We start from the raw sequence: 23622 nt of genomic DNA, 5'->3' as shown, positions 1-23622 counted from the left end.
TGCGTCACTTAGGTGATAGGTTGCGAGCCGCCGGTCAGCAGCAAGAACGGCACAATCATGAACGTCAGTGCCGCCACCAATAGTACGTAAGCCAACCGCCACGGGTTCGCAGGCTGGGAAACCGCAAGCAAAGCGACCGGTGTTGCCGCACGCTGCACTCCCGCATGCTTTGTTGCCGCATGCTGAACGGAGCCAGAATCCTTGGCTGCGTACAGCTTTGCCATTGCCGACCGGGGCGACGTGGAAATCACCGGCCGGGTAGCCAGATAGGCGGTTCGACCGGTCATAGCAGGCCCTATCATGCCATCAAACGCTAAGTCACTAACATCCAAAGGCAGCGAGGTCCCGTCATCACTCGATGAATCCCGAGCGGGAACAGGCACGGAGAAGAATGTATTGGCTCGCTTGACACTTTCCGGGTCGATCTCCTCGAGTTTCTTGATGGCTTCGTCAGCCTTTTCCAGCGGGCATGCTCGAAGGTAGTTCACCACCGGGACGCGAATCCAATTGTTGTCGGGGTCCGCTTTGGTGAACAATTCCACCAGTCGGTCAATTTGGCTCCAGTCTTGCCAGCGAGCCAAGTCGGGGATCACCAGGTCCGCCAAGTCGGTTCGATCGAGGACGTGGTGCAATGAGTCGACAAGAGCGCTTCGCGGAATGACGTCGCCTTCGGTTCCGTGAAATCGAACCGCCATGATCGCTGCGTACGTGTCTGCGTAAGGAGCATCGGCATTGTCCAAGAACAACTCATTGATTAGCGGCAAGCCTTTCTCGCCGGCCAACGTTAAGTAACAAGCGATCAAAGCGTCCAATCCACCTCGAGTGCTTTTCTTAGTGCTACGCAACATCGTTTCCAGCATCGGCAAATCCTGTTCACTGCCGCAAACACCCAGCATGGTTAGATAAAGTCGTTTGCGATCGGTCGCCAGTTCCGGTTCGCTCATCCATTCCACCAATTGATCGCGATCCATTTCAGGGCCGAGTGATTGGATGACGTCGTAGGGAGTGATGGCAAACTCGTCGTAGGCATCACGGTTAAGCATCGACTCGTCGTCTTGCAGATAATCGTCGTAGAAACGCAGTCGCTCGAGCGGGTCAGCGGTGGCAAGTTCGGCGACCTTGATCACGTAGGCCTCGCCTCGCTCACTTAGTGGCAAACAGGACCACTGCATATCGTTGGGGTCAACGCCCGAGAGCATGAAACGGCGACCGACTGAGACTTCGCCGTAATAGACCGCCGTGACTTCGTCGCCCGGTTTAACAATGGCGTCACCTTTAAGGACCTTTTCGATCTTCATCGTGACTTCGCCGGTCGTCTTGTCACGAACTAGATCACTTTGGGTTGCCGAAGCGATGACGACAGCGTCCATGACTTCCATTTCTTGGCGAAGTGTTTGCGACACAGCGCTGCAAAACGGACAGGCATAAATCGGGGTCGCCGCCAGCGAAAAAGCGAGGCAGACAACGAGGCCAGTCGTAACGAACTTGGGAACTCGATGAGACATCGAATTGAACATGAAGTTGACCAAGGTGTAGGTGAAGTTAAGGGGCGATGAGAATTCGCTGCAAGTTTGGGCACTTGAGCGACTTAAGTGATTACCCCAAAGTTTAGGAGTTTTCCTAGCATCTTGACCAGGATAAATGTTTGGCGGGAAATTTCCCGGCTCAAACCGCCTGTTGAAGACCTATATCCGGCCCCGAAGCAGCTTTGGAGTGACCAATCTGAGCGTCGAGAACGCAAATTCACGCAAATTGTCTTGCTGATCGACTCAACCGTCACGATCGTTTGTGCCGATAGATCCGGTACGCCGTGTGGGGCTCATGCCGTGCCACGCATCGGAATCGAACCAGACATTGTTACGGTTGAAAGTCCTAAAGGGGGGACGCCCAAATGATTCGACAACTCGTCATCGTCGCCATACTCGCGGCGAGCTATGTCGCTACGGCCGAGTCTGTTTCTGCAGATCAACGCGCTTACGGGCAAAGCTGGGGTGGTCAAGCGGATACGCGAGACTGGAACCGCCTTTACCACTATCCCTATGTGTACTATCCCCAGAACTTCTGGGGACAGGAATACTTTCGCAGTAGTGATGATATGTACCATCGCTATCCGGCGGAAATGCGAATTCCGGTTTACAACAAGCGTTGGCACAACTACTACCCGAGCAATCGTCGGTATCATTCAGGTCACCACTTCATGCTCGACGTGTTTTGATCGCACTCTGATTTGATCAGTAGCTGTTGCGATCAACGTTCGTGCTTATCCGCACTTCCTTGCTCGACAACAGCTTGCATCTATGCCTGGTACGTCCATCCGCCCTCTCGCTCGAATGCTGGAAGGAGCGGGAGCGATCGTGTGGGTGATCAACCCCGTCGGTCGGCTCGCTTATGTATCCGCGGGGGTTGGCGAATGGTTGCACATTGAACCAGCCGAACTCTTGGATCGACAAGCGATCGCGGGGGCCGCGGTTTCGGATCAATGGCAAGATCACGTTGCTGCTGCGTTGTCAGCGCCGCCGGGACTTGTCGAACGAGGCACCGCTTCGCTAAAGATCACACCACCCAAGATTGCATTGCCAAAAGTACCGCCACCGACAACCAGCGGTCCGTCGACAACCAGCGGTTCGTCGACGAGCGAGGCAAAAGCCAGGGTGGTTGATGTTCGTTTCATTTCCGTTGGTTATGACGAACGCCGTTTTACGATTGCGTTCGGCGGGTCCTACGATGATCGCCTCATTGACGCTGAACTCGGTGATGCGTTGCAACTTCGCCAACGACTCGATCGTTGGCGGCAACAGAATCAAACGATGCAGGCTATCTCGCTTGCCGGCAGTTCGACTCTGGTTAAGCGGCTGCGAAATCGTGTGAAGGTTGCGTCTCTTGCCAGGACGGATGCATTGTTGGTCGGAGTTCGTGGTAGCGCTGGGGAAACGATCGCCGTCACCCTTCACCATGCGTCAGCGCCAGGCGAACCGATGGCGAATGTGGACGGATCGCTAATGGACACCGAGTTGCTTGATGCAACTTTGTCTCCGTTGCTCTCGAAACTGAACGACGCTAGAGAGGCCAAGGGCACGGTGATTGTGCGAGGGTTGGATCGAACATCCACCGAATCGCAGCAGCGGCTTGCGCAACTGCACTTGCAATACGAGGGCCGCCTACGCTTGATTGCAACGGCGCGACACGTGGGGGAATGCAACCTCGGTGATGCGAGTGTCATGGCGAGCGATAGCGCGTCTCATGACAATGTGAGCGGCGGCGGGAAATCTGGCGGCCAGAGTTCTAGCACTGCGAAGTCAACGTCGTCCGCCGATCTTGCATCCACCTGGCAACAAGTTCAGTCCGTTGGAATCATTAGCAAACTTGTCGATGTGTTCTGCGCTACCGTTGTTCCTATTCCGTCATTGACCGATCGCATCGATGACATTCCCGTTTTGGCGACGGCTTTGCTTGAGCATTGGCACGCCAAGCGCGAATGCACTTCGGAACGATTCAACCGCGCCGCACTCGATGCATTGGTGGTGTATCCATGGCCCGGTGACTTTCGCGAGTTGGAACAAACTGTTCGCGCAGCGGCGCGTACTGCACCCGGTTCGGTAGTGGGTGTAGAGCACCTGCCCTTAGCAGTCCGTTCCTACCGACCCGGCGATCCGGTCGCTCGCGCGAAGGTGGCGGTCATGGATCTGGATGACGCGGTAAGACGGTTCGAAGCGAAATTGATTCAGGCAGCGATTGAGGCGACTGAGGGAAATCGTGCAGAAGCCGCGCGGCGTCTAGGCATTAGCCGAGCACGATTGCTTCGCAAACTCGAAGAAGCTGGCGGCGATGGTGCTTCGGACGCAAACGTTTCTGAAAGCTCGTGAGGCCGATCGCAATGGAACCTGTCGACCCAGTGGAACTGATGGACCGTTCGATGCTTCGCCCATGGGTGATCTTCGAGCAGGGTCGTCGCTGGACCTCGGCGGCGTTTCGATTTGCCGACATCTTGATGCCACCGACCTTGGTCGCGGCAATCACGACTTTGCCCAGCGGACCATCGGCTAGCGTTGGCCGCCTCTCGCCAATTCGCAACCCTTCGCCAGTCCGTACCGGTTCAGCGGTGGACGCTAGTGGTTCAGGGGCAAGTGACAGCACTCCAGGGGCGAAGTTGAAATCGGGGGCCGAAAGAAGAAGCATTTTCAGCAAATTGTCCCCGCCTTCGCTGTCTCATCAGCCGAATTTGGGCCTAGTGATCTGGGAATTTACCAAGCAAACATCACCCGAGGTCGTAGACGACCTATTTGCGATCGCGTCCACACGAAAAAATATCCTGCAATTGGTTGCGACGAGTCATTTGTCCGTGGAACAGCAGCTTGTTCTAACTGAAATCGGCGTCTCGGGCATTTTGCGACATCCCGAGGACCTTTGGCGATTCTCGCGCCTGATCCAAGGCCACTTCGCAAGATCGACAACCGACCTAGACTGACGCTATTGCGCTTCGTGTTCGCTTCTTGCCGTTTACATTATCTCAAGCCTCACCGTTAGTTATGTCAGAGCTTTCCATCGAAACCGTCCGTGCCGCCATTGAAAGTCATCCGGATCCTGAAACAGGCCGGCCGATGGGGAAGACAGGGCAAATTGTTGAAGTCACCGTCGATGGAAAAAACGCTCACATCAAACTTGGGCTTAGCTCGCATTCTGCCGCGATCGCCGACGAAGTGGCCGCGATGTTGGAATCAAAAGTGGTAGCCGCTTCCCCGGGAGCGAATGCGAAAGTGGAAGTCGTTCCCCATCACCGCATCGCGCCACGCAGCGGTCAGGCCGGTTTAAAAATCAAGAGCGTAATCTTGGTCGGCAGCGGCAAAGGCGGCGTGGGCAAAAGCACCGTCGCGGCTTCACTTGCTTTGTCCCTACAACAGTTCGGGTCACGAGTTGGCTTGATGGACGCCGATGTCTACGGTCCAAGCGTTCCGCAGCTCCTTGGGCTTGAAGGGCGTCCTGCAATTACCGAAGCCAAACGCATTGAACCGATCCGGTGCGGCGACATGCCGGTCATGTCGATGGGGTTCTTAGTGGAACGCGACCAAGCTGTTATTTGGCGTGGTCCGATGCTGCACGGTTCGATCAACCAATTCTTAGGTGAAACCGAGTGGGGCGAACTGGACTACCTCATCATTGATATGCCACCGGGAACTGGTGACGTGGCACTCACGTTATCACAAGCCGTTCCCATCGCCGGTTCCGTTGTGGTGTGCACGCCTCAGGAAGTCGCACTGCTCGATGCGATCAAAGCCATTAGCATGTTTCGCAAAGTAAACATTCCAATCTTAGGAATGGTTGAAAACATGAGTGGCTTCCTGTGCCCGGACAACGGCAAGACCTACGACATCTTCGGCCGGGGTGGCGCAAGGGCCAAAGCGGAAGAACTCGATGTTCCGTTTCTGGGCGGGTTGCCGATCGACATTGGGCTGCGGATCGCAGGTGATGAAGGACGTTTGGCTGAGGTCATGGCCAACGACGAACAGGCTCGGGCCCCGATGGACAAAATCGCTCGTGCGGTGGTCCGGAACTTGGCTTCTAAAGCCGCAGCAGCACCCGCAAAACCAAGTCTGCCAACGCTTTAGGGCGAATTCTGCGCACGAAAAAAGCCACGTCGGAGAAGCTCCACCGTGGCTCGATTTGACTTGGGTTGCTCGATCAAGCGATGCTTGAACCGGCAAAGTGCTCAAGAGACTACTTGCGCTTCTTAGCGGCTTTCTTCTTAGTAGCGGCCTTCTTGGTTGCTTTCTTTTTAGCAGCCTTCTTCTTGGTCGCCTTCTTCTTAGTAGCCTTCTTCTTGGTTGCCTTCTTCTTAGCAACCTTCTTCTTTGCAACCTTCTTCTTAGTTGCCTTCTTCTTGGTTGCTTTCTTCTTGGTAGCCTTCTTCTTGGTTACCTTCTTAGCAGCTTTCTTTTTGGCCACGTTTTTCCTCCGCGTGAAAGGAAACGTTGGTGAGTCCTCGAGACTTTGAAAGTAGAACTTTTAAAGTCACCGGCCACGGCTCACCAATCATTGATGATGATTGAAACAACACAGTTGATGTCCAACATCGTTTGTTGAGTTGCTTTCAATCGGAAACTTGGGCGTAACTTTACGCAGTTCTCCAAATTCCGCAACATCTTTTTCTAGAAAAAGTGCTTGCAAGAGAATTTTTTTTTGTTACGAGCGGACGCAATTTTCAGTTTTCAGTTGTCAAAACTTAAGCCGCGCGAACTGTTTTTGACGCGCGATGCACGCGTTCATTTTACTAGTAACGATGACGTGTGAACTGCTGCATGACTTGGTAGTTCATCAACGCGAGCATCAAGAACATCACGCCCATGTACGTGCTTTCGTTGTAAAAACCGTATGCCGCAACGCAACCAGCAACGATCATGCTTAACTGAAACGCCATCGTCTTTGGCACGCGTCGCATGTCCATCACCTCGCTTGTAATCTGTCCGCCATCAAGCGGCCAAATCGGTAACAAGTTTAGTAGCGCCCACAGTACGCTCGGCACCAAAAAAAAATCTAACAAAATGTACAAACCAGGGCTCGTAAGCATCGCTCCATCGATCAAACCGGGGATCAAGTTGATGGGGCCGAGCGGAATTGTGTAAACGAAACCGTCGAGTGAGAGTTGGAAACCGTAGCCGGCAAGTTTTACTGCGATCATTACGACAACGGCGACGGCGAGTTGCAGTAGCGGACCAGCAAGCGAAATTATTATCTGTTGTGTGTTACTTAGCGATCGGTTGGATGATCCATATTGGTTTTGTGCAAACGAGGATTCAACGTCGTAACTTGAAGACGAGCGAGACTCGGGGATCGCTAGTCCACCGAAGTGGTAAAGAACGATGGAAGCATCCATCCCGTACTTCCGAAACGCTAACGCGTGGCCAAGTTCATGGATCAAGATGGACAACAGCACGCACAATGCCCACAGCAACAACATCGGCAGCATTCCTGGGCTGGCGGCCCCGAAATGTCGGTCCAAACTCTGCACATTTGAGTAGCCCAGCAGCGAAATCGCGACCCAAAACCAGGCGGAAACGCGGACGCGAAAGCCCAAGCAATTGAAGTGCAGGTCGTACGGTGTGGAGGCAGGTTCTTGCAGCAACATGGGGCAAAGAGGTGTCGGTATGAGGGTGACAGCAGGCGGCGGATAGGCTGCTTAGGGGTGGGATGACTTAACGAGCATAACGGCGATCACATATTCCCGTTAGCCGCGTCGACATCACTGGCAATCCAGGCAGCCCTCACATCGCTCATGCCTCTTGAGTTTAACTGGATGCACCACGCTGAAATGTCGATGATTTCCGGTGGTAGGGGTTGGCGGGGTATTACCAGCGGAAGTGTGCGACTAGGTAATGCGATTCACTAAGGTTTATGGTCGGCAAAGCATCATGGTTACAGAAAATTCTCAACGACGGATCCGTTTGGTAGTGAATTCGATATTAGTGATGACGGTCGTCGCTTCGATGTCAGGATGCGCGACTATTCTTAGCGATCGTCGCTATCCAGTGACCATAGATAACGCTGATGGCCCGACATTCTTTTCCGTACAGGACAGGAAACACAATGTCATCCACCAAGGTGTGACGCCGCAACAAGTGACGCTCGATGCGAAAGCGTTTCCTTACTGGCCAGCCAAATACTCGATCGCGTTCGCTGGTGCCCAATCGGCAACGCAGGTAAAGGAAGTTAAAGCTGGTCTGGATCCTTGGTCCGCTGGTAACCTTTTGCTCGGCGGCATCCCTGGGTTTGCCGTCGACGGAGCCAGCGGCGCTATGTTCAAACTGCCGAAGTCGATTCAAGGTAGTGTGCCATCTCAGTATGCCGTTACGAACTCTTCACAAGGTTCACAACTGATTGCGACTGCAATGCAAAGCGCATCGCCTCGCATAAGCGACCTCGATGGCGGCGGCGTACTTTCCGAAACTACGCAGGGCATGCCGTCATCGTCAGACGTTCAAATGGCCAGTGCGACCGAGCCGATCAATACGCAAGGCAACATCGTTACGCGATAAAGCGTTGAACAGCGATACTTAGCCCGGCTTATCTAGCGGAGGCTTAGGATAGCTTGGACCTATTTCAAGTTTTCCAGTAAGAACGCCCAAGCGTCGGCGTACTCCTCGATCTTCTTGCTCACGGGCGTGCCGGCGCCGTGACCGGCCCTGGTTTCGATCCGGATGAGCGTGGGATGGCCACAGGTTGGCTCTCGCGATTGCGCCGCTTGCAATGCGGCAGCAAACTTGAAACTGTGTCCCGGTACTACGCGGTCGTCACGGTCTGCGGTAATAACCATCGTGGCGGGATAGCAGGTGCCGTCCTTCAAGTTGTGAAGCGGAGAGTACGAAAGCAAGTTGTCAATTTGGTCCTCTTCATCGCTGCTGCCGTACTCGGCGGCCCATGCCCATCCGATGGTGAACTTGTGGTAACGAAGCATGTCCAACACACCCACCGCTGGCAAACAGGCACCAAACAAGTCAGGCCGTTGGGTCATTACTGCACCAACGAGCAAGCCGCCGTTGGAACGGCCAGACAATCCTAGACGACTCGCCGATGTGTACTTCTTTTCAATTAAGTATTCCGCTGCCGCGATGCAATCGTTGAAGACGTTTTGTTTCTTCAGCCGCATGCCATCTTCGTGCCATTGGCGGCCGTACTCGCCGCCACCTCGCAAGTTTGCAACCGCGTAGATGCCTCCCTGGTCGACCCAGGCGGCCGTTGCGGGGGAAAACGATGGCGTAATCGAGATGTTGAATCCACCGTAGCCGTACAGCAGCGTAGGGTGTGAGCCGTCCAGTTCGATGTCTTTCTTTCGCGTCACGATGATCGGGACTCGAGTTCCATCGGCGCTGGTGCAAAACAACTGCTCGGTCACAAATTGATCGACATCAAAAAGCACGCGAGGTTGCTGCCACAATTCGGTCTGTCCTGACGCAAGATCGACTCGGTAGATGGACGTCGGCGTTACATCGTTGGTGAAGGCAAAGAAGGTCTCCGTGGCGTCCTGTCGTCCGCCAAACCCGCTGACCGTTCCCACGCCAGGCAATTCCAGTTCATCAATCCGCTCGCCATTGATTTGGTGGCGAGTAATCTTGGCTCTGGCGTCTTTCAAATAGTCCAAGTAGAAAGTTTGCCCAAACAGGCTCGCCGATTGCAGCACGTCATTGGACTCTCCCACGATCACTTGCCAAGCGTCACGATTCTCTGTGCTCGCCTTGATTGCGATCAATCGGCGTTTGGGAGCTTCATGGTCCGTGATGAAGTACAACGTATCGCCAACGTTGGCAATGAATTCGTATTCAGCGTCAAACCCGGTAATTAGCGGTACGATTTCGCTGTTGGAATCGCGCAGGTCTTTCACGAAGATTTGCGACTTCGGTTCGCTACCTTTCCAGTTATGAATTACGAGGTAGCGACCGTCGTCCGATACGACAGGTGAGAAACCCCACTTGGGCTGGTCGGGACGCTCTAAAACCAACTGATCATCAGATTGGTCGTCACCGATTTTGTGGAAGTAAAGCTTTTGATTCTCGTTGGTACCCGACAGTTCCTGTCCTTCCACTGGTTCGTCATAGCGAGCGTAATAGAACCCGCTTCCATCAGGTTTCCAAGCGATGCCACTGAACTTGACCCAGCGAATGATGTCGGGCAAGTCTTCGCCACTAGCGACGTCGCGGACCTTCCAGGTTCGCCAATCACTTCCCCCGTCGGCGACACCATAGGCGATCCGCGTGCCATCGTCGGTGATCGCGGTTCCCGCGAGTGCTACCGTGCCATCGTCACTGAGTTTGTTAGCGTCGATCAGAACGTTTTGCGTTTCAATGAGCGAACCGGTAAGGGTTGGTGTCTGGTAAAGGACACTTTGATCCTGAAGCCCATCATTGTGGGAGAAGAAGTAACGATCGCCGCACTTTTTTGGCAATCCGTAGCGTTCGTAGTTCCAGAACCGCTCGAGCTTCTCTCGGATCGCGTCACGTTGCGGAAGCGAGCGTAGATACTTTTGCGTTAGCTGATTTTGAGCAGCGATCCATTCCGCCGTCTCTTCACTCTCGGTGTCTTCAAGCCAACGATACGGATCGGCAACTTTCCGACCGTGGTATTCGTCGAACACGTCTGTTTTTTTGGTTTCAGGATAGTTCATTTGTTGCGTTGAAATAGCAGAGTCCTCTGCCAACACCGTGTTACCGAGTGGCGTGTGGACGAAAATGGTGAGACAGACGAAGTGATAGAAACGGATTGGACTTTTCATAGTCACCTCAGGAAACAGTGAGCGAAGGTTCGGACGCGAAATCGGACGAGTGGGAAACGATAGCTGATCAATTTCTCGGCGATCGTTGATTCTCAGCGATCATTGAGGCGAGTACGGGTTGTTGGGATCACCAGACACTCGTCGGGGAGCATAAGGATTCGTGGCGAAGGGGTCGTCTGATGCGGATGATCCCAGCGGCTCAGAGACATTGGCGGGTAGCAGGTGCACCACGAAAAAAGTAAAAGCGGCACCCAATAGGGCTCCGAAAATTGCAAATGCGTAGATTCCCACTCCAAAGGCTGCATCGGGACCGTTTTGAATCGCGTGGAAAATTCCAGCAATCAAGCCCGCTACAAACTCACCCCCGAACCAACAAATGACTAACATGAGTTGAAAGGGCCAAGCCTTGCGTTTCTTAACCTGCAGCCTTTTTCCCAAAGCTTTGCATAGAATGATGACGAAGACGATCTCAATCATGTTAGTTGTCTTGTAGAATGGGGAAACAAGGCTTGGGAGGGAAATCGAGGTAAAGCGGACCGTCAGCCGAGCGTTGCTGAGACCACTATTTTTCACCAGTGTCGGCGATGTTGTGTGCTTGCAGTTTACTGGATGGGATCGACTTCGTTAGCGCCAGGCTATCCGCCGAGACTTTGGTTTAAAGAGAACTCGCCGAATCGCGTGACAAAGATTGAACGCGAAGTGAATCATGCCAGGGAAGCACGGAAGTTATAGGGCCAATAGGCACCATCGAATCCATGAATCTATTTCGTTGTAATTTGAATCCATCAACCATGACTAAGTCGCTCAGTTGTGTGCTGCTGTTCTTGTTAGTTGGCGCTGTCAGCTACTTGTGGACAGGCGAGGTCAGTGCGGTTGAACAATCGGCGGTCGAACCTAGTGAGGTTGATCGAGAGTTCACGTTAAAGGTATTGCCGCTACTGAAAGAAAAGTGTTTCGGATGTCACGGAAGCGATCCCGATGATTTGCGAGGCGATTTTGACATGCGCTCTCGCGAGTCGCTCTTGCGAGGTGGTGAAACCGAGGAACCGTCAATCGTCCCCGGCGATGCGGACGAGAGTGTCTTGGTGCAATCAATCCGTTGGGAATACAACGAGATGCCACCTAAAGAAAACGATCGCTTGACGGCAGATCAAATTCAATTAGTTGAGCGCTGGATTAATGCAGGGGCTCCTTGGCCCGACGACGAAACGCGTGCCAAGATTGTGCTTGAACAGCGAGACGTCCAGCTAAATGAAGATGGAATGCTGATATCCACAAGCGGCGGATTGTCCGATGAATGGTCGTACCGGCGTTACGAGCCAGAATCGATCTGGGCATTCATGCCGCTGCAACGACCCAATATCGCACTGGATACTCTTGCTGGATCGGATGCCTCAGCATCTGGCAACTCGGACGATAAAACAGAGTCTCCGATTGATTTTTTTATCAACTGTCAGCTTACCGATGCTGGTCTGACCGCGGTTGGTCAGGCCCACCCTCGGATGCTCGTGCGTCGTGCCTATTATGACCTCATCGGTTTGCCGCCCACGCCAATCCAAATTGAACAATTCTTAGCGGCGTGGAACCACGATCCCGATTTGGCGTGGTCACGTTTGGTCGATGAATTGCTCGAGAGTCCTCACTACGGCGAGCGATGGGCGCAACATTGGTTGGATGTGGTGCGCTATGCCGACACCGGCGGGATGGCCAACGACTATGAGCGTTCCAACGCGTGGCGATACCGAGACTACGTGATCAACGCGTTCAACGATGACAAACCGTACGACCAATTCATCAGGGAACAGCTAGCCGGGGACGAAATTGCTTTCGATGAAACTGCCGACGACGAGATCACGGATTCTTCTTTAAGGTCCGAGCGAATCGTCGCAACTGGCTTCCTTCGCATGGGACCATTCGACACTGCTATGGTGGCCCAGGACGAAGCTCGCCAGATTTATCGAGATGATTTGGTGCACAACATTGGTCAGTCGTTTCTTTCGATGCCCATGCGATGTTGCAAGTGTCATGACCATAAATTCGATCCAGTTCCGACCCGTGACTACTATCGCTTTTACGCAGCCTTGGCGGCGACTCAGCCCGCTGAGATACCAACCCCGTTTAGCAATCGCGAGAACACCGCAGGCTTTGAAGAAGGCAGCAAGCTGGTTGAATCGCTTTACGGGTATGCCAAAAAACGAGTCGAGATACTGGAAAAGAAACGCGAAGACGCCGCACGTGCTTGGTACAAAGAACACGGGCTCGAGTACAAGAACCTCGAAGATCGAAAGCAGGACAAGGATGAGGATAAGCCGATTCGTGCGGTCGGTCTAACCGAATCCGAACAGGGCGAGTTGAAGGTACGGGAACAGGACGTTTGGATTTGGAATCGAAGGCGAGAGCGTTTCCTTCCGATGGCGCAATCGGTTTACAACGGACCCGATCGTGCGCAGAACGCTCGAAAGCTACGTCGGCCCGAGAACCAACCCGAAAAGAAGAAGAACTGGAAACCCGAATCGTTCATCTTCATCGGAGGAAGCTTGTCGTCCAAAGGTGAGGAGGTCACCCCCGGTGTGCTTAGCGGATGCGGCTTGGCCGTCGAGGGATCGCCAACCTCTGATCCCTATGCTTTGCCAACGACCATTAGCGGTCGACGTTTGGCATTGGCAAACTGGATTGCTGATCCTCGAAACCCACTGACAGCGCGATCGTTCGTCAACCGCAATTGGCAACATCATTTTGGGCACGGTCTTGTCAGGACGCCCAACAATTTTGGTGTCAAAGGCGATTCGCCTTCGCATCCGGAACTACTCGATTGGTTGGCGAGCGAGTTCATTGATGGCGGCATGACCACCAAACGCATGCATCGCATGATCATGATGTCCGATGTCTACCGACGTAGCGCCGAAAATCATGAGCCTGATAAGACGGCTACGGTAGATCCAGACAATCGACTCCTGAGCTACTTTCATTCGCGGCGGTTGACCGCCGAAGAAATTCGTGACTCGATGTTGATGGTGTCCGGCGAACTCAACCTGAACCTTGGTGGGTTGCCCGCGCGACCCGAGATCAACATGGAAGTCGCGCTCGAGCCAAGAATGATTCAGTTCTCACTAGCACCGGCTTACCTACCCTCACCAACGCCCGCAGAACGGAATCGTCGATCAATCTACGCCTACCGTGTGCGAGGGCAAGCGGATCCGTTCATGGAAGTGATGAACAAGCCAGGACCGAACGAGTCATGCGACTTGCGAGATGACGCAGCGGTTTCGCCTCAAGCGTTTACGTTGATCAACAGCGATGTGGTTTCCGATCGTTCGCTTGCTCTGGCCATTCGATTGGCTAGTCAAAGCAACCGCCGAGAAGACCAAGTGGCGTTGGCGTTTGAATTGACCTTGGGACGCAAACCAACGAGCGACGAAATGACAAGGTTGACCGCTTACGTAAGTGAGATGGCTGACTACCACGCCGATGTGCAACCCACACCGGTCAGTTACCCCACCGAAATCACCCGGTCGTTGGTCGAGGAGTTCACCGGAGAACCGTTCCAGTACACCGAATGGCTGCCGGTGTTCGAAAACTACGTCGCCGATACCAAGCCAGACCAAGTCGATGCCCCTACTCGTGCATTGGCTGATCTCTGCTTGCTTTTGTTCAACACCCACGAATTCATTTACGTGTATTGATGATTGATCCTATCAAACGAATGGATGCCAACCGGCGAAACTTTCTGTATGGCTTAAGCGGTTCGCTAGGGTCTTTGGCGTTCACGTCCATGCTGCAAGCGGAAAACGCTGGTGCGTCGGGCGGTCCACCTAATGGACCCGCGGGCTCGCCTTTGGCACCTAAACCCCCGATGCATCCGGCTAAAGCGAAGGCCGTGATCATGCTGTTCATGGAAGGCGGTCCAAGTCAGGTTGATACGTTTGACCCCAAGCCCGAACTCGAACGACTTCATAAGAGCGAGTCGACGCGAACCGAAGGGTTAGCGACCGGGAAGCGTTTCTATGTGGGAAGCCCGTTCAAGACCCGTAAGGTTGGCGAAGCTGGGATCGACATGTGTGACAAGTTTGTTCACATGGCGGATCCTGATGTCGCAGATGAATTGTGCGTGTACCGAGGTTGCCAAGCGGAATCGCTTAACCATCCCGAAGCGTTGTTGCACATGAACACCGGCAGTCGGCTCGGTGGCGATCCAGCGTTTGGTTCATGGGCTACGTACGGACTTGGAAGTGTGAATCAAAACCTTCCCGGCTTCGTTGTCATGACAGAACTGGCTGCACCTCAGGCAGGAAGTGCGAACTGGTCGAATGGTTTTTTGCCAGCCTACTTTCAAGGCACTACGCTTCGAGCTCAGGGCTCGCCGATTCTGGATCTGCAACCACCTTCGTACAAGTCGCGAGCCCATCAACGTCGGATGCTTGATGAGTTAGCGGCACTCAACGCGAGTCACCAAGCGAACCATCCGCAGCATGATGACTTGGCCGCAAGAATGGAAAGTTATGAACTCGCCTATCGTATGCAAACATCGGTGCCGGGAATCATCGACTTGAACACCGAGTCGGAAGCCACGCGTGAAGCCTATGGTTTGAATCAAACGGAAACAGAGGCTTTCGGAAAGCAGTGTTTGATGGCTCGACGTTTGGTTGAAGAGGGAGTCCGATTTGTGCAGATCTTTTCGGGCGGCTGGGACAGTCACGATTACTTAGAACGAGGTCACGCGTCACGGATCGCAAGTGTCGATAAACCGATGGCGGCTTTAATCAAAGACCTAAAGCAACGCGGAATGTTGGAAGATACCCTTGTCGTTTGGACGGGTGAGTTTGGACGAACGCCGGACAACAACTATCGTGGCGGAGTCACCGCCTTGGGAAGAGACCACAACGTTGATGCCATGATCATGTGGTTTGCCGGTGGCGGAACGCGTCGCGGTACGATCGTAGGAGCCACAGACGAAATCGGGGCGAAGGCGGTTGAGTGCGTGCACCCTATCCGAGACGTTCACGTTACCTTGTTACATCTGCTAGGATTGGACGACAACAAGCTGACGTATTTTCATGGTGGTCGCTACAAACAGTTGTCGCAATTCGGCGGCGAAATCATTCCTGAGTTGATTGCCTGACCGTTTGATTTTCAATCACACTTACGTTCGTCTTCGTTCAAGTTTGTCGGCTCGATTGAACCGGGCGTGTTCCATCCTCTAATTTTTATTGCCTGTAAAGTCTTATGGCTCAAACCATTGGTCCCATGATCGCGGCATCGGCAAGGCTACCGCTTTCCTATGCCGAACGATTACTTGGCGACATTCCCGACGAAAAGTTCTCTGCGTTCGCGCGAACCGCAGACGGTTTGATCGAATCAAATCACCCCGCCTTCGTGTGTGGTCACCTCAGTTTGTACGCTTCGGTGATCGTGTCCGAACTTGGGCAGGACGCATCTAGTATCGAGCCTTCGGAAGAATACTTGGCGTTGTTTTCCAAAACAGCCACCTGCCAAGATGATCTCGAACGAAAGGTTTATCCACCTGCCGAAGAATTGAAGTCGACGCTTTTTGACGGCTATCGGCGAGCGATAGAAGTGCTTGAGCAGTCTGACGACGCGATCTTTTCGAGTGAAAGTCCAAACGAGCGAATGCGGCAAGTATTCCCAACGCTTGGTGCCCTGCACATGTTTTATGTCGGCGGTCACTTCATGCTTCACATGGGCCAAGTTAGCGCATGGCGACGAGCCGTGGGATACGGCCCCGCTTAGCGAACGATTCTACTGTTACCTGAAATCCACTAGAGTTTTGACTTTATGTTTATATCTTCGACCCGTTTGTTTCGGTTGCTTACTTTTGTTTCGTTCGCAGGATTGATCCTCGCCAACGTTCATGCTCAACAGGCAGATCAAGGCAATCAACGGCCCAACATCCTGTTCATCATGTCGGATGACCACACCGCGCAATCGATTGGTGCTTACGCGACATTGCTAAAGGATCTCAATCCGACGCCAACGATTGATAAGCTTGCGGCAGAGGGGATGCGTTTCGACAACGCGTTTTGCACAAACGGAATTTGCACGCCCTCCCGCGCTTGCATCATCACGGGCCAATACAACCACATCAATGGTGTTTTCGATCTGGGCGGCCACATCAAGCCCGAGAATCAGACCCTGCCAATTTTGATGCGAGAGGCGGGCTATCAAACAGCGATCGTTGGCAAATGGCACCTCGAGCAAGAACCGAACTTCGATTACTACAAAGTCGTTCCCGGCCAAGGAAAGTACTTTAATACTGAATTTCGTGTTCAAGGCGAAAAGCCATGGCCGAAGAACTTGGTCAAGTATCCCGGCCGTCACTCCTCGGATGTGATCACCGATTCAACATTGGAATGGTTCAAGCAAAAGCGCGATCCCAATAAGCCATTCTTTGTTTGTCATCAATTCAAGGCACCTCACGATTACTTCGAGAATCATCCTCGCTACGATTCTTATCTTGCCGATGTTGAAATCCCCGAACCCAAGTCCCTGTGGGAGCTGCCAGACACCTACGGCTCAATTGCGACTCGTGGTTACCAGGATGAACTGACTCGTCATATCGGCACGTCAATCGGTCGACGAAACTTGCGTCGTTCCTACGCTGAGGACCTTCCGAAGCAGTTTCCGAATGAATTCAAGTGGGATTTTAATGATCCCAATCTCAGCGACGATAAAATCAAGCACCTCGCTTATCAGGCGTACTTAAAGAAGTACCTGCGCTGCGTCAAAGGTGTCGACGACAATTTGGCTCGATTGATTGAGTACTTGCGATCTGAAGATCTGCTCGACAATACGTTGATCATGTACACGGGGGATCAAGGTTTTTGGCTTGGCGAGAAGGACTACCAAGACAAGCGTTGGGCCTATGATCCGTCACAGCGCATGCCGTTGATTGTTCGGTATCCCAAAGCCATCGCGGCTAACTCATCGAGCGACGCGATTGTCGAGAACGTGGATTTTCCAGCGTTGATGCTCGACTACGCGGGCGTGGAAATTCCCGAGTCGATGCAGGGTCGATCGTTTCGCGGAATTTGCGAAACCGGAGTCGAGCCGGCCGACTGGAAGAAGTCGGCCTACTATCGTTACTGGATGCACATGGCCCACCATGATAATCCTGGCGAAATGGCCATTCGAACCAAAACCCACAAGCTGATCTACTTTTACGGTTGTGACTACGAAGGCGAGAATCAAACGCCGCCAGCTTGGGAATTGTACGATCTTGTTAAGGACCCCGAGGAGCTCAACAACGTCTATGACGAACCCGACTACGCACAAGTTCGGGACGAACTGAAGCTGCAGTTGGCGCAACGTCGTCAAGAAATCGGTGACGATGGATCGCATTACCCCAAGTGCGAATCTGTCGTCCAAGAGTTCTGGGACTACGACAAAGAGGACCACGAACGTGCTATCGAAATATCAGCAGCGTTTCGGGAACGTCGCGAGGAAATGCTGGAAAAGAAAGCTCGCAACTAATCGTGTGAGCAGGCTGGGTTTAGCCAAGGCGATAAAAGTTGCGATCGTTTGTCGTTGCACCGCTGAGCCCACAAACACGTGACGCAAATGCGACGGCATGATCAAGCGATTGCTGGGGTGAATGTCCCAACGTAAAGCCTGCGATCATCGCCGCGGCAAATGAATCACCAGCACCCACCGTATCGGCCATCTTGGCCGGTTCGGGGGCGGGAGCATGAATCGGATCGCCGTTGTCGATCATGTAGGCTCCATCGCCACCGGCGGTAATTAGAAACGTGTTCACGTTGTATCGTGCGCCAAGTTCGGCCGTTCCCTTGACCACTTGGTCGACGGTGTCGCAGTGTTCAATCGAGGAAAGCCGGATCAGTTCTTCGTCACTCATTTTGACCCACTTGGCATCCTGGATCAGAACATCGAGCCACGACTGGTCGAACCACGGATCGCGAATGTTGACATCAACAAAGCGAGGCAACTTGCTTGATTGAATTAGCTCGGTAAGCGTGGCACGCGACTGCTGGTTCCGAAATGCCAGACTACCCAAATACAACAAGGAATAGTTCTTGCTGGACACATCATCTGTTAGCGGTGAGATAAAATCGAACGCAACGGGATGAACAATCTCGTAGGATGGTTGTCCACCGTCGATCGTAACGGCGACTTGTCCGGTTGCATGATCGTTTACCTGGACTCCACGCGTTTTCATGCCCCAATCGGACATGATTTTCAGTATTTCATGGCCTGACTGATCGTCACCGACCGCAGATACGAACAAACTGTCAACGCCAAGCCCATGCAAGTTCCAGGCAACATTGAAAGGGGCTCCACCAAGGACCCGTTTGCCGTCGGGGAAGTGGTCGAACAAGACTTCGCCCGCAATGATGGGTGGCTTATGCATTTGAATAGAATCACGCTCGTTGTCGGATGTTCGCCATCGAGGAGAATGCTTCGATGGATTTGTATTTGAAAGATTTGCTTGTGGGAGATGTTATCGCTGGAATTTTCGTGATCGCAACCTTGGTTTTGATCCACGTAACATCCTACCCATCTTCACGGGTTCGTTGGATTGGACAACCCGTTTACTTCTTGATTTGTTTGTCAGCGACGATCGTGCTATTGCGCTCGGTGACATGGAAGATGGGCGAAACCAATCTCGATGAATCGCAGTGGATCGCCGGTGCGCTGACGTTGAAGGACCAGTTTCAATTTTGGGGACAAGTCGATGCTACCACCAGCGGTCCGTTATCAATCATCTGGCTCTACTGTTGGAACACTCTGCTTGGAAAGTTTGATTACGAATCTGCCAAATGGCTCACCACACTTCACGCTGTGGTCGTAGTTGGGTGCACTTACCTAACGATTAGGATTTGGACTCGAAACGAAAAACATGGCGAATTCTATGCTCGCGCGTTCGCTTCGACGCTTGGTTTGACATTTGGATGGATGCGGCTCAATGACTATGTAGGGTACAACGGCGAACAGTTGCCACTCATCATCTTGGCGATCTGTGTCTTAAAGTTGGCTCAGTTTCAGGTGGGAAAACAATCGTTTGCTTCCATCGCTCTGCTAGCGGTCTTAATGGCTGCGTTACCTTACGCAAAGCTTCAAGCAGTTCCCGCGGGCATTGCGATTGGAGTTTATGCATTGATCGCGCTTTCGACACTTTCCAAGCGATTGGTTTTGGTGGGAACGATTGCGGTCCTGCACGGTGGTGTATTCGTGTGGCTTTGGATGAAAGGTGAATTCGCCGATTTTTGGCTTTCGTATATCGTGCAAAACATGTCGTACGCCTCGCACCATGTCGCGTTGCCGTTTCTGACTCGATTCTATGTCTTCCCCATAGCCTGGTTCAGAATTATCGACGCTCGACCCTTGGTGATTGCTTGTCTGGCATGTGTGATTTGGGCGATTCTGGTTGCCGCAAATTCAGCTCGGCGTCATCAGGCGGGGCAGGGACAGGGGCAGGAGCAGGGGCAGGGACAGGGGCAGGGGCAGGGGCAGGGGCAGGGGCAGGGCCAAAGTTTTGGGCAGTCGCTAGCTCACTTCATTCATGGGCCTGTTGGTGTCAGCACGGCCTACTTCCTAATGGCGTCTTATGCGGTTACACAGCCGGGAACTTTCTTTTCGCACTACTATCTGTTCTTGCTGCATCCGCTAGTTCTACTTTCGGCGTCGATGGTCACGGTATTACCCACCGCGGAAAACAACGGCTTGGCATCGGACCGAGGTGAATTAAGAAAGTGGTTTGCCGTTGAACTGACACTTATCGTGGTCGTGATCGGAGCGATATGGACAAGCAAATCTGAATCACTTCAAGCACAAATGCTTGTCACGCTAAAAGAGCCCCATCCTGTGTCACTGCGTCTGAAAGAACTCGCTAGCCAAGAATCGAAACTGGCAGTTTGGGGCTGGCTACCTTGTCTGTACGTCGAGTCGCAATTGCCTCAAGCAACTCGGGACGCTCACACCTTTCACCTTCAAGTGGAATCCGAACTGCAGGACTACTTTATCGAAAGATACATCCGTGAATTAGCATCTCACGAGGATGTGCTGTTTGTTGATGTTTGCCAGACGGGTGGTTCGTATCGGTTCACAAATCCCCGCGATCGACATTGGCATACGAAAAAAATTCGTGACTACGTAAATCAGCATTTCGTACAACTCGAGACAGTCTCGGGCGCTATCCTGTATCGCTCTCGTTAGAACAAACGGCGATAGCGTGGCCAATCACGCGGGTTTCAAATCGAGATGCCCCTTGAGAACCTTGAGTGTCCGTCGGACACCCTCAGGACCAACCAATGATCCGTGCCCCGTGCCTTCGTCGTCCATGAATGCCACGTAAGTTCCGGGGCCGAAGAATTTCTCCTGCAGTTGATCCGGCTTCCCAAATCGGACTGTGAATCCGCCAGCATGCACTTCTTGGAAATAGGTGACGGGCCCGTGTTCGTCGTGGTGAGCTGCGTTGTGAAGTCCACGTTCGGCGTTGGCTTCGATTTTTTGCTCCATTGTGTCAACCACCAAGGTGTCGATATGAGCCGGATCCATGTCGACAACGACCAATTGAGAATACTTGTCGGCCGAATCGTCACAACAAATAACATTAACGGATATGGTGACCATGCTGCTCTTGAAAACTGAGGTGCGAAGGAGAGTAAAAACAGTGTGAAAAGTGAATGGTGAGATGATCGTCGTGGCGCTTTAAGTGAGTTTCTGTCGGATCATTTTGCCGACGTCCCTAACAGCCTTTCGTCCATCGTCGAAGAGTCCAGCGAAGTGCATAAACCCGTGCAGCATGCCAGGATAGCGTTTGATTGATACTTCGACTCCCGCATCGCTCAACTTGGTCGCGAAAGCCAAGCCTTCGTCGTGCAACACGTCGTATTCAGCTGAAATCAGAACTGTTGGGGGCAACCGAGCAAGTGATCCAGCCAAGGTCGGAACGGAGTCGCTACTGGGTGAATGATTGCCCAAGAAGTGCTGCCAGAACCATTTCATGGTTGCTCGGGTCAGGCCGAACCCCGAGGCAAACTGTCGATACGATCCCGTTTCGAAGTTTGGTTCGACGACCGGATAGAGCAACACTTGTAGCGCAATCATAGGTCCGGAGCGATCGCGACTTCGCATTGCCACCATAGTCGCCAAATGGCCGCCGGCGCTATCGCCGGCAAGCACGACGCGATTAGGAGTGATCTTGAGTTCGTTTGCCTGCTCGATCGCAGCAACAGTCGCGTTGTAGCAGTCATCTAACGGGCCGGGAAAGGCGTTTTCTGGTGAACGCCCATAGTCAACCGAAATCACAACACAGCCAGATTCTTTGGCAAGACTTCGGCAAAGAACGTCGTGTGTCTGCAAGCTACCCAGCACCCAACCGCCACCGTGAAAGTACATCATCAGCGGCGACGGCTTTGATGCGTCGCTGTATAAACGGCACCGCATTCCGGCCAAGACGATCTCCGCTACGTGCTTAATCTCTGGACTTTCACCGACGTAATCGGTAAAGGTTTCGAAGATCTCGCGGGCTTGCTTCGGTGTCATTTCTTCCCAACCGGGACGCCCGCTTAGAGCAACTTTGTTGAGGAAGTCTTGAGCTTGAGGATGCAGTGTCATTCGAAAGTCGGATGAAGGATATGCTTGAACGGGATGCGTTGGATTTAGTAAAGGTTCATCGTTCTAACTGCCAATCGTCGTCGCTGCCACTGCGAGTGCGACAAATCGTTGCCATACTCAACAACGAACCTTCGATCGCTAGAATGAGCGTGATTTGACAGACCGGTGACTCTCGAAAGACCCGATATGGACTCGTCCACCGACTCAACGAAGATCTTCGAATACGATCAAGTTGCCTACCCTGGATTGGCTGAACGGCATATCCAACTTCGGTGTCTTGAATTTGCAGCAACGATGCACGGTGTAGCACCAGCCGATTTGGCGCATTGCCGAGTTTTAGAGCTGGGATGTGCCGATGGCACAAACCTGATCCCGTTTGCGGTTGAATTTCCTGAAAGTCAATTTATCGGGATTGATTTGGCAAGCGATGCAATCCGTCAGGCTGAGCAAACGGCTCAGGAATTGGAACTATCGAACATCGAGTTTCGTTGCCAGAACATCTCTGATGTCGAATCCGCCTCGATAGGAACTGTGGACTATGTTCTTTGCCCGGGTGTTTTTTCGTGGGCAACAGATGACGAACGTTCAGCGATTCTAAGATTGTGCCAGCACTGTTTGTCTGCTGACGGGATCGCCGCAATTTCGTTTAATACGCTGCCGGGCTGGAATTGGGGTTCGACGCTTCGCGATTACGTACGTTTCTCGGTGGGCGACCTCGCCGATCCACGGGAACAAATTGCGGAAGCTCGACGAGCGATTGAGTTGATGGCCGAGGCAACTCCCGCCGATACGTTGCAGGGTGTCTACTATCGGCGGACGCGCGAACAAGCTCGCGGTTGGCGTGATACATACCTGTACCACGAGTACATCAGCGATCGAAATCGAGCGTTCTACTTTCATGACTTTCAGCGTATGGCTGAAGAACATGAACTGCGTTTCGTTGCCGAGGCTGACTTTCAACACTCATCGGGCGTTGGGCTGCAACCTCCCGCACGTTTAGCGGTCTCGCAAGCCTCACCTGATAAGCGTGAGCAACTGATCGACTATTTTCTCGATACTGGTTATCGAAAATCGATCCTTTGCCGAAGCGATCGCGAACTTGGAAGTCCGTCGCAAGTGCAAATGATTGCGAAATCTGAATTGGCAACTTCGCAATCTTACGAACGGTTTCGGTTCGATTTATCAAGCTCTGATCCCGTCAACCTTCCCTTGGAACGTGGTTCGGTAGCAATCACGGATCCGTTCGCCCGGGCTGCGATTTGGAAGTTAATGAATCAATGGCCTCGAACTGCGACAGTGAAAGCCTTGTATGAGTTCGCGGTTGAAACACTCGTAAAGACAGCACCGCATATTGCTCTTCCTTCGCCATCCGCAGGAATCGAGGCAATGTCGCGAAGTATGCTAGCTCTGTTTGGCGCTGGCGTAATTGAGGCTTTCATTCGTCCTCCGATCATTGCCGCTGAGGTTTCGGAAAAGCCAATGGCCAACCGGTTGGTACGACACTCGGCGAAACGAAATATGCTTGTGGTAAATCAGTGGCATCAAAATTGTCAGGGTTTGAGCAATGCTCAACGGCACTTATTGAGCCTACTTGATGGCACTCGCAATATCTCGCAGCTAGCTCACGAGCTTCAGCAGTGGCAAAACGAAAACCTCGAGTCGGTCGCTCCGCCACGCAGTGAGTTGCCGCGTGAGCTGCCGAGCGCCGATGTCACGACAATGTTGCATAGTTTACTGCAGCGTAGGTTGCTGGTGAGTTAACCTTTAGCGGG

General features: G+C 52.9%; 19 protein-coding genes. 11 read left to right on the top strand and 8 right to left on the bottom strand.

The window, feature by feature from the left end:
- Nucleotides 1-8 precede the first annotated feature (8 nt).
- Nucleotides 9-1505 carry a hypothetical protein gene (locus tag Pla22_RS05070; protein ID WP_146513649.1) on the bottom strand — a complete coding sequence of 499 codons (1497 nt, stop codon included), beginning with the start codon at nucleotides 1503-1505 and terminating at the stop codon, nucleotides 9-11.
- A gap of 386 nt (nucleotides 1506-1891) precedes the next feature.
- Here Pla22_RS05070 and Pla22_RS05065 point away from each other — a divergent pair, with 386 nt between their 5' ends.
- The 4 genes from Pla22_RS05065 (at nucleotide 1892) to Pla22_RS05050 (ending at nucleotide 5603) form a co-directional block, all read left to right on the top strand.
- Nucleotides 1892-2215: a calmodulin-binding protein gene (locus Pla22_RS05065; protein ID WP_146513648.1), complete on the top strand. Its 324-nt coding sequence runs from the start codon at nucleotides 1892-1894 to the stop codon at nucleotides 2213-2215.
- 82 nt (nucleotides 2216-2297) lie between these two features.
- The gene (locus tag Pla22_RS05060) at nucleotides 2298-3863 is read left to right on the top strand and encodes an AAA-type ATPase lid domain-containing protein (protein ID WP_146513647.1); all 1566 of its coding nucleotides are present in this window, start codon (nucleotides 2298-2300) and stop codon (nucleotides 3861-3863) included.
- A gap of 11 nt (nucleotides 3864-3874) precedes the next feature.
- Nucleotides 3875-4465: a hypothetical protein gene (locus tag Pla22_RS05055; RefSeq protein ID WP_146513646.1), complete on the top strand. Its 591-nt coding sequence runs from the start codon at nucleotides 3875-3877 to the stop codon at nucleotides 4463-4465.
- Between the two features lie 61 nt (nucleotides 4466-4526).
- On the top strand, nucleotides 4527-5603 hold the full coding sequence (locus Pla22_RS05050; protein ID WP_146513645.1) for an Mrp/NBP35 family ATP-binding protein: 1077 nt from the start codon (nucleotides 4527-4529) through the stop codon (nucleotides 5601-5603).
- A 109-nt stretch (nucleotides 5604-5712) separates the two neighbouring features.
- Here the strand turns inward: Pla22_RS05050 and Pla22_RS25145 are convergent, their stop codons facing one another.
- Nucleotides 5713-5940 (bottom strand): hypothetical protein, encoded by a 228-nt coding sequence (locus Pla22_RS25145; RefSeq protein ID WP_165440518.1) that lies wholly within the window; start codon nucleotides 5938-5940, stop codon nucleotides 5713-5715.
- Nucleotides 5941-6265: 325 nt separating this feature from the next.
- Nucleotides 6266-7120: a site-2 protease family protein gene (locus tag Pla22_RS05040; RefSeq protein ID WP_146513644.1), complete on the bottom strand. Its 855-nt coding sequence runs from the start codon at nucleotides 7118-7120 to the stop codon at nucleotides 6266-6268.
- Nucleotides 7121-7403: 283 nt separating this feature from the next.
- Between Pla22_RS05040 and Pla22_RS05035 the strand changes: the two genes are divergently transcribed.
- The gene (locus tag Pla22_RS05035; RefSeq protein WP_165440517.1) at nucleotides 7404-8027 is read left to right on the top strand and encodes a hypothetical protein; all 624 of its coding nucleotides are present in this window, start codon (nucleotides 7404-7406) and stop codon (nucleotides 8025-8027) included.
- Between the two features lie 59 nt (nucleotides 8028-8086).
- On the opposite strand, the gene Pla22_RS05030 is transcribed toward Pla22_RS05035, so the two are convergent.
- Both Pla22_RS05030 and Pla22_RS05025 read right to left on the bottom strand, forming a co-directional pair.
- Nucleotides 8087-10258: a prolyl oligopeptidase family serine peptidase gene (locus tag Pla22_RS05030; protein WP_207310296.1), complete on the bottom strand. Its 2172-nt coding sequence runs from the start codon at nucleotides 10256-10258 to the stop codon at nucleotides 8087-8089.
- 99 nt (nucleotides 10259-10357) lie between these two features.
- Nucleotides 10358-10735, bottom strand: coding sequence for a hypothetical protein (locus tag Pla22_RS05025; RefSeq protein ID WP_146513642.1), 378 nt, complete (start codon nucleotides 10733-10735; stop codon nucleotides 10358-10360).
- A gap of 314 nt (nucleotides 10736-11049) precedes the next feature.
- Here Pla22_RS05025 and Pla22_RS05020 point away from each other — a divergent pair, with 314 nt between their 5' ends.
- The 4 genes from Pla22_RS05020 to Pla22_RS05005 all read left to right on the top strand — a co-directional run bounded on the left by Pla22_RS05020 (nucleotide 11050) and on the right by Pla22_RS05005 (nucleotide 17746).
- Nucleotides 11050-13941, top strand: coding sequence for a PSD1 and planctomycete cytochrome C domain-containing protein (locus tag Pla22_RS05020; RefSeq protein WP_242631805.1), 2892 nt, complete (start codon nucleotides 11050-11052; stop codon nucleotides 13939-13941).
- A complete protein-coding gene (locus Pla22_RS05015; protein WP_242631804.1) occupies nucleotides 13941-15377 on the top strand; it encodes a DUF1501 domain-containing protein in 1437 nt (478 codons plus the stop codon). The genes Pla22_RS05020 and Pla22_RS05015 overlap by 1 nt, the downstream gene beginning before the upstream one ends.
- Before the next feature lie 104 nt (nucleotides 15378-15481).
- Nucleotides 15482-16006, top strand: coding sequence for a DinB family protein (locus Pla22_RS05010; RefSeq protein WP_146513640.1), 525 nt, complete (start codon nucleotides 15482-15484; stop codon nucleotides 16004-16006).
- Between the two features lie 45 nt (nucleotides 16007-16051).
- On the top strand, nucleotides 16052-17746 hold the full coding sequence (locus Pla22_RS05005; protein ID WP_146513639.1) for a sulfatase family protein: 1695 nt from the start codon (nucleotides 16052-16054) through the stop codon (nucleotides 17744-17746).
- A gap of 19 nt (nucleotides 17747-17765) precedes the next feature.
- Here Pla22_RS05005 and Pla22_RS05000 read toward each other — a convergent pair whose 3' ends face one another.
- Nucleotides 17766-18641 (bottom strand): carbohydrate kinase family protein, encoded by an 876-nt coding sequence (locus Pla22_RS05000; RefSeq protein WP_146513638.1) that lies wholly within the window; start codon nucleotides 18639-18641, stop codon nucleotides 17766-17768.
- A gap of 53 nt (nucleotides 18642-18694) precedes the next feature.
- Between Pla22_RS05000 and Pla22_RS04995 the strand changes: the two genes are divergently transcribed.
- Nucleotides 18695-20446, top strand: coding sequence for a hypothetical protein (locus tag Pla22_RS04995; protein WP_146513637.1), 1752 nt, complete (start codon nucleotides 18695-18697; stop codon nucleotides 20444-20446).
- 24 nt (nucleotides 20447-20470) lie between these two features.
- Here Pla22_RS04995 and Pla22_RS04990 read toward each other — a convergent pair whose 3' ends face one another.
- Together Pla22_RS04990 and Pla22_RS04985 are read right to left on the bottom strand one after the other, a co-directional pair.
- Entirely contained in the window at nucleotides 20471-20863 is a 393-nt protein-coding gene (locus Pla22_RS04990; RefSeq protein ID WP_146513636.1) for a hypothetical protein, read from the bottom strand.
- 78 nt (nucleotides 20864-20941) lie between these two features.
- Nucleotides 20942-21850, bottom strand: coding sequence for an alpha/beta hydrolase (locus Pla22_RS04985; RefSeq protein WP_146513635.1), 909 nt, complete (start codon nucleotides 21848-21850; stop codon nucleotides 20942-20944).
- Nucleotides 21851-22036: 186 nt separating this feature from the next.
- Between Pla22_RS04985 and Pla22_RS04980 the strand changes: the two genes are divergently transcribed.
- The gene (locus Pla22_RS04980; RefSeq protein WP_146513634.1) at nucleotides 22037-23611 is read left to right on the top strand and encodes a class I SAM-dependent methyltransferase; all 1575 of its coding nucleotides are present in this window, start codon (nucleotides 22037-22039) and stop codon (nucleotides 23609-23611) included.
- Nucleotides 23612-23622 lie beyond the last annotated feature (11 nt).

The organism is Rubripirellula amarantea (assembly GCF_007859865.1).
Taxonomy (GTDB): Bacteria; Planctomycetota; Planctomycetia; order Pirellulales; family Pirellulaceae; genus Rubripirellula; species Rubripirellula amarantea.
This window is presented reverse-complemented; position numbering and strand designations above follow the sequence as displayed.

Coding starts and splice junctions, on each gene's coding strand:
- Pla22_RS05025 (WP_146513642.1), bottom strand. CDS start 10,735: ATGATTGAGATCGTCTTCGTCATCATTCTATGCAAAGCTTTGGGAAAA.
- Pla22_RS04985 (WP_146513635.1), bottom strand. CDS start 21,850: ATGACACTGCATCCTCAAGCTCAAGACTTCCTCAACAAAGTTGCTCTA.
- Pla22_RS05035 (WP_165440517.1), top strand. CDS start 7,404: ATGGTTACAGAAAATTCTCAACGACGGATCCGTTTGGTAGTGAATTCG.
- Pla22_RS04995 (WP_146513637.1), top strand. CDS start 18,695: ATGGATTTGTATTTGAAAGATTTGCTTGTGGGAGATGTTATCGCTGGA.
- Pla22_RS05015 (WP_242631804.1), top strand. CDS start 13,941: ATGATTGATCCTATCAAACGAATGGATGCCAACCGGCGAAACTTTCTG.
- Pla22_RS04990 (WP_146513636.1), bottom strand. CDS start 20,863: ATGGTCACCATATCCGTTAATGTTATTTGTTGTGACGATTCGGCCGAC.
- Pla22_RS05055 (WP_146513646.1), top strand. CDS start 3,875: ATGGAACCTGTCGACCCAGTGGAACTGATGGACCGTTCGATGCTTCGC.
- Pla22_RS05060 (WP_146513647.1), top strand. CDS start 2,298: ATGCCTGGTACGTCCATCCGCCCTCTCGCTCGAATGCTGGAAGGAGCG.
- Pla22_RS05070 (WP_146513649.1), bottom strand. CDS start 1,505: ATGTCTCATCGAGTTCCCAAGTTCGTTACGACTGGCCTCGTTGTCTGC.
- Pla22_RS05030 (WP_207310296.1), bottom strand. CDS start 10,258: ATGAAAAGTCCAATCCGTTTCTATCACTTCGTCTGTCTCACCATTTTC.
- Pla22_RS05065 (WP_146513648.1), top strand. CDS start 1,892: ATGATTCGACAACTCGTCATCGTCGCCATACTCGCGGCGAGCTATGTC.
- Pla22_RS05005 (WP_146513639.1), top strand. CDS start 16,052: ATGTTTATATCTTCGACCCGTTTGTTTCGGTTGCTTACTTTTGTTTCG.
- Pla22_RS05000 (WP_146513638.1), bottom strand. CDS start 18,641: ATGCATAAGCCACCCATCATTGCGGGCGAAGTCTTGTTCGACCACTTC.
- Pla22_RS05020 (WP_242631805.1), top strand. CDS start 11,050: ATGACTAAGTCGCTCAGTTGTGTGCTGCTGTTCTTGTTAGTTGGCGCT.
- Pla22_RS04980 (WP_146513634.1), top strand. CDS start 22,037: ATGGACTCGTCCACCGACTCAACGAAGATCTTCGAATACGATCAAGTT.
- Pla22_RS05040 (WP_146513644.1), bottom strand. CDS start 7,120: ATGTTGCTGCAAGAACCTGCCTCCACACCGTACGACCTGCACTTCAAT.
- Pla22_RS05010 (WP_146513640.1), top strand. CDS start 15,482: ATGGCTCAAACCATTGGTCCCATGATCGCGGCATCGGCAAGGCTACCG.
- Pla22_RS05050 (WP_146513645.1), top strand. CDS start 4,527: ATGTCAGAGCTTTCCATCGAAACCGTCCGTGCCGCCATTGAAAGTCAT.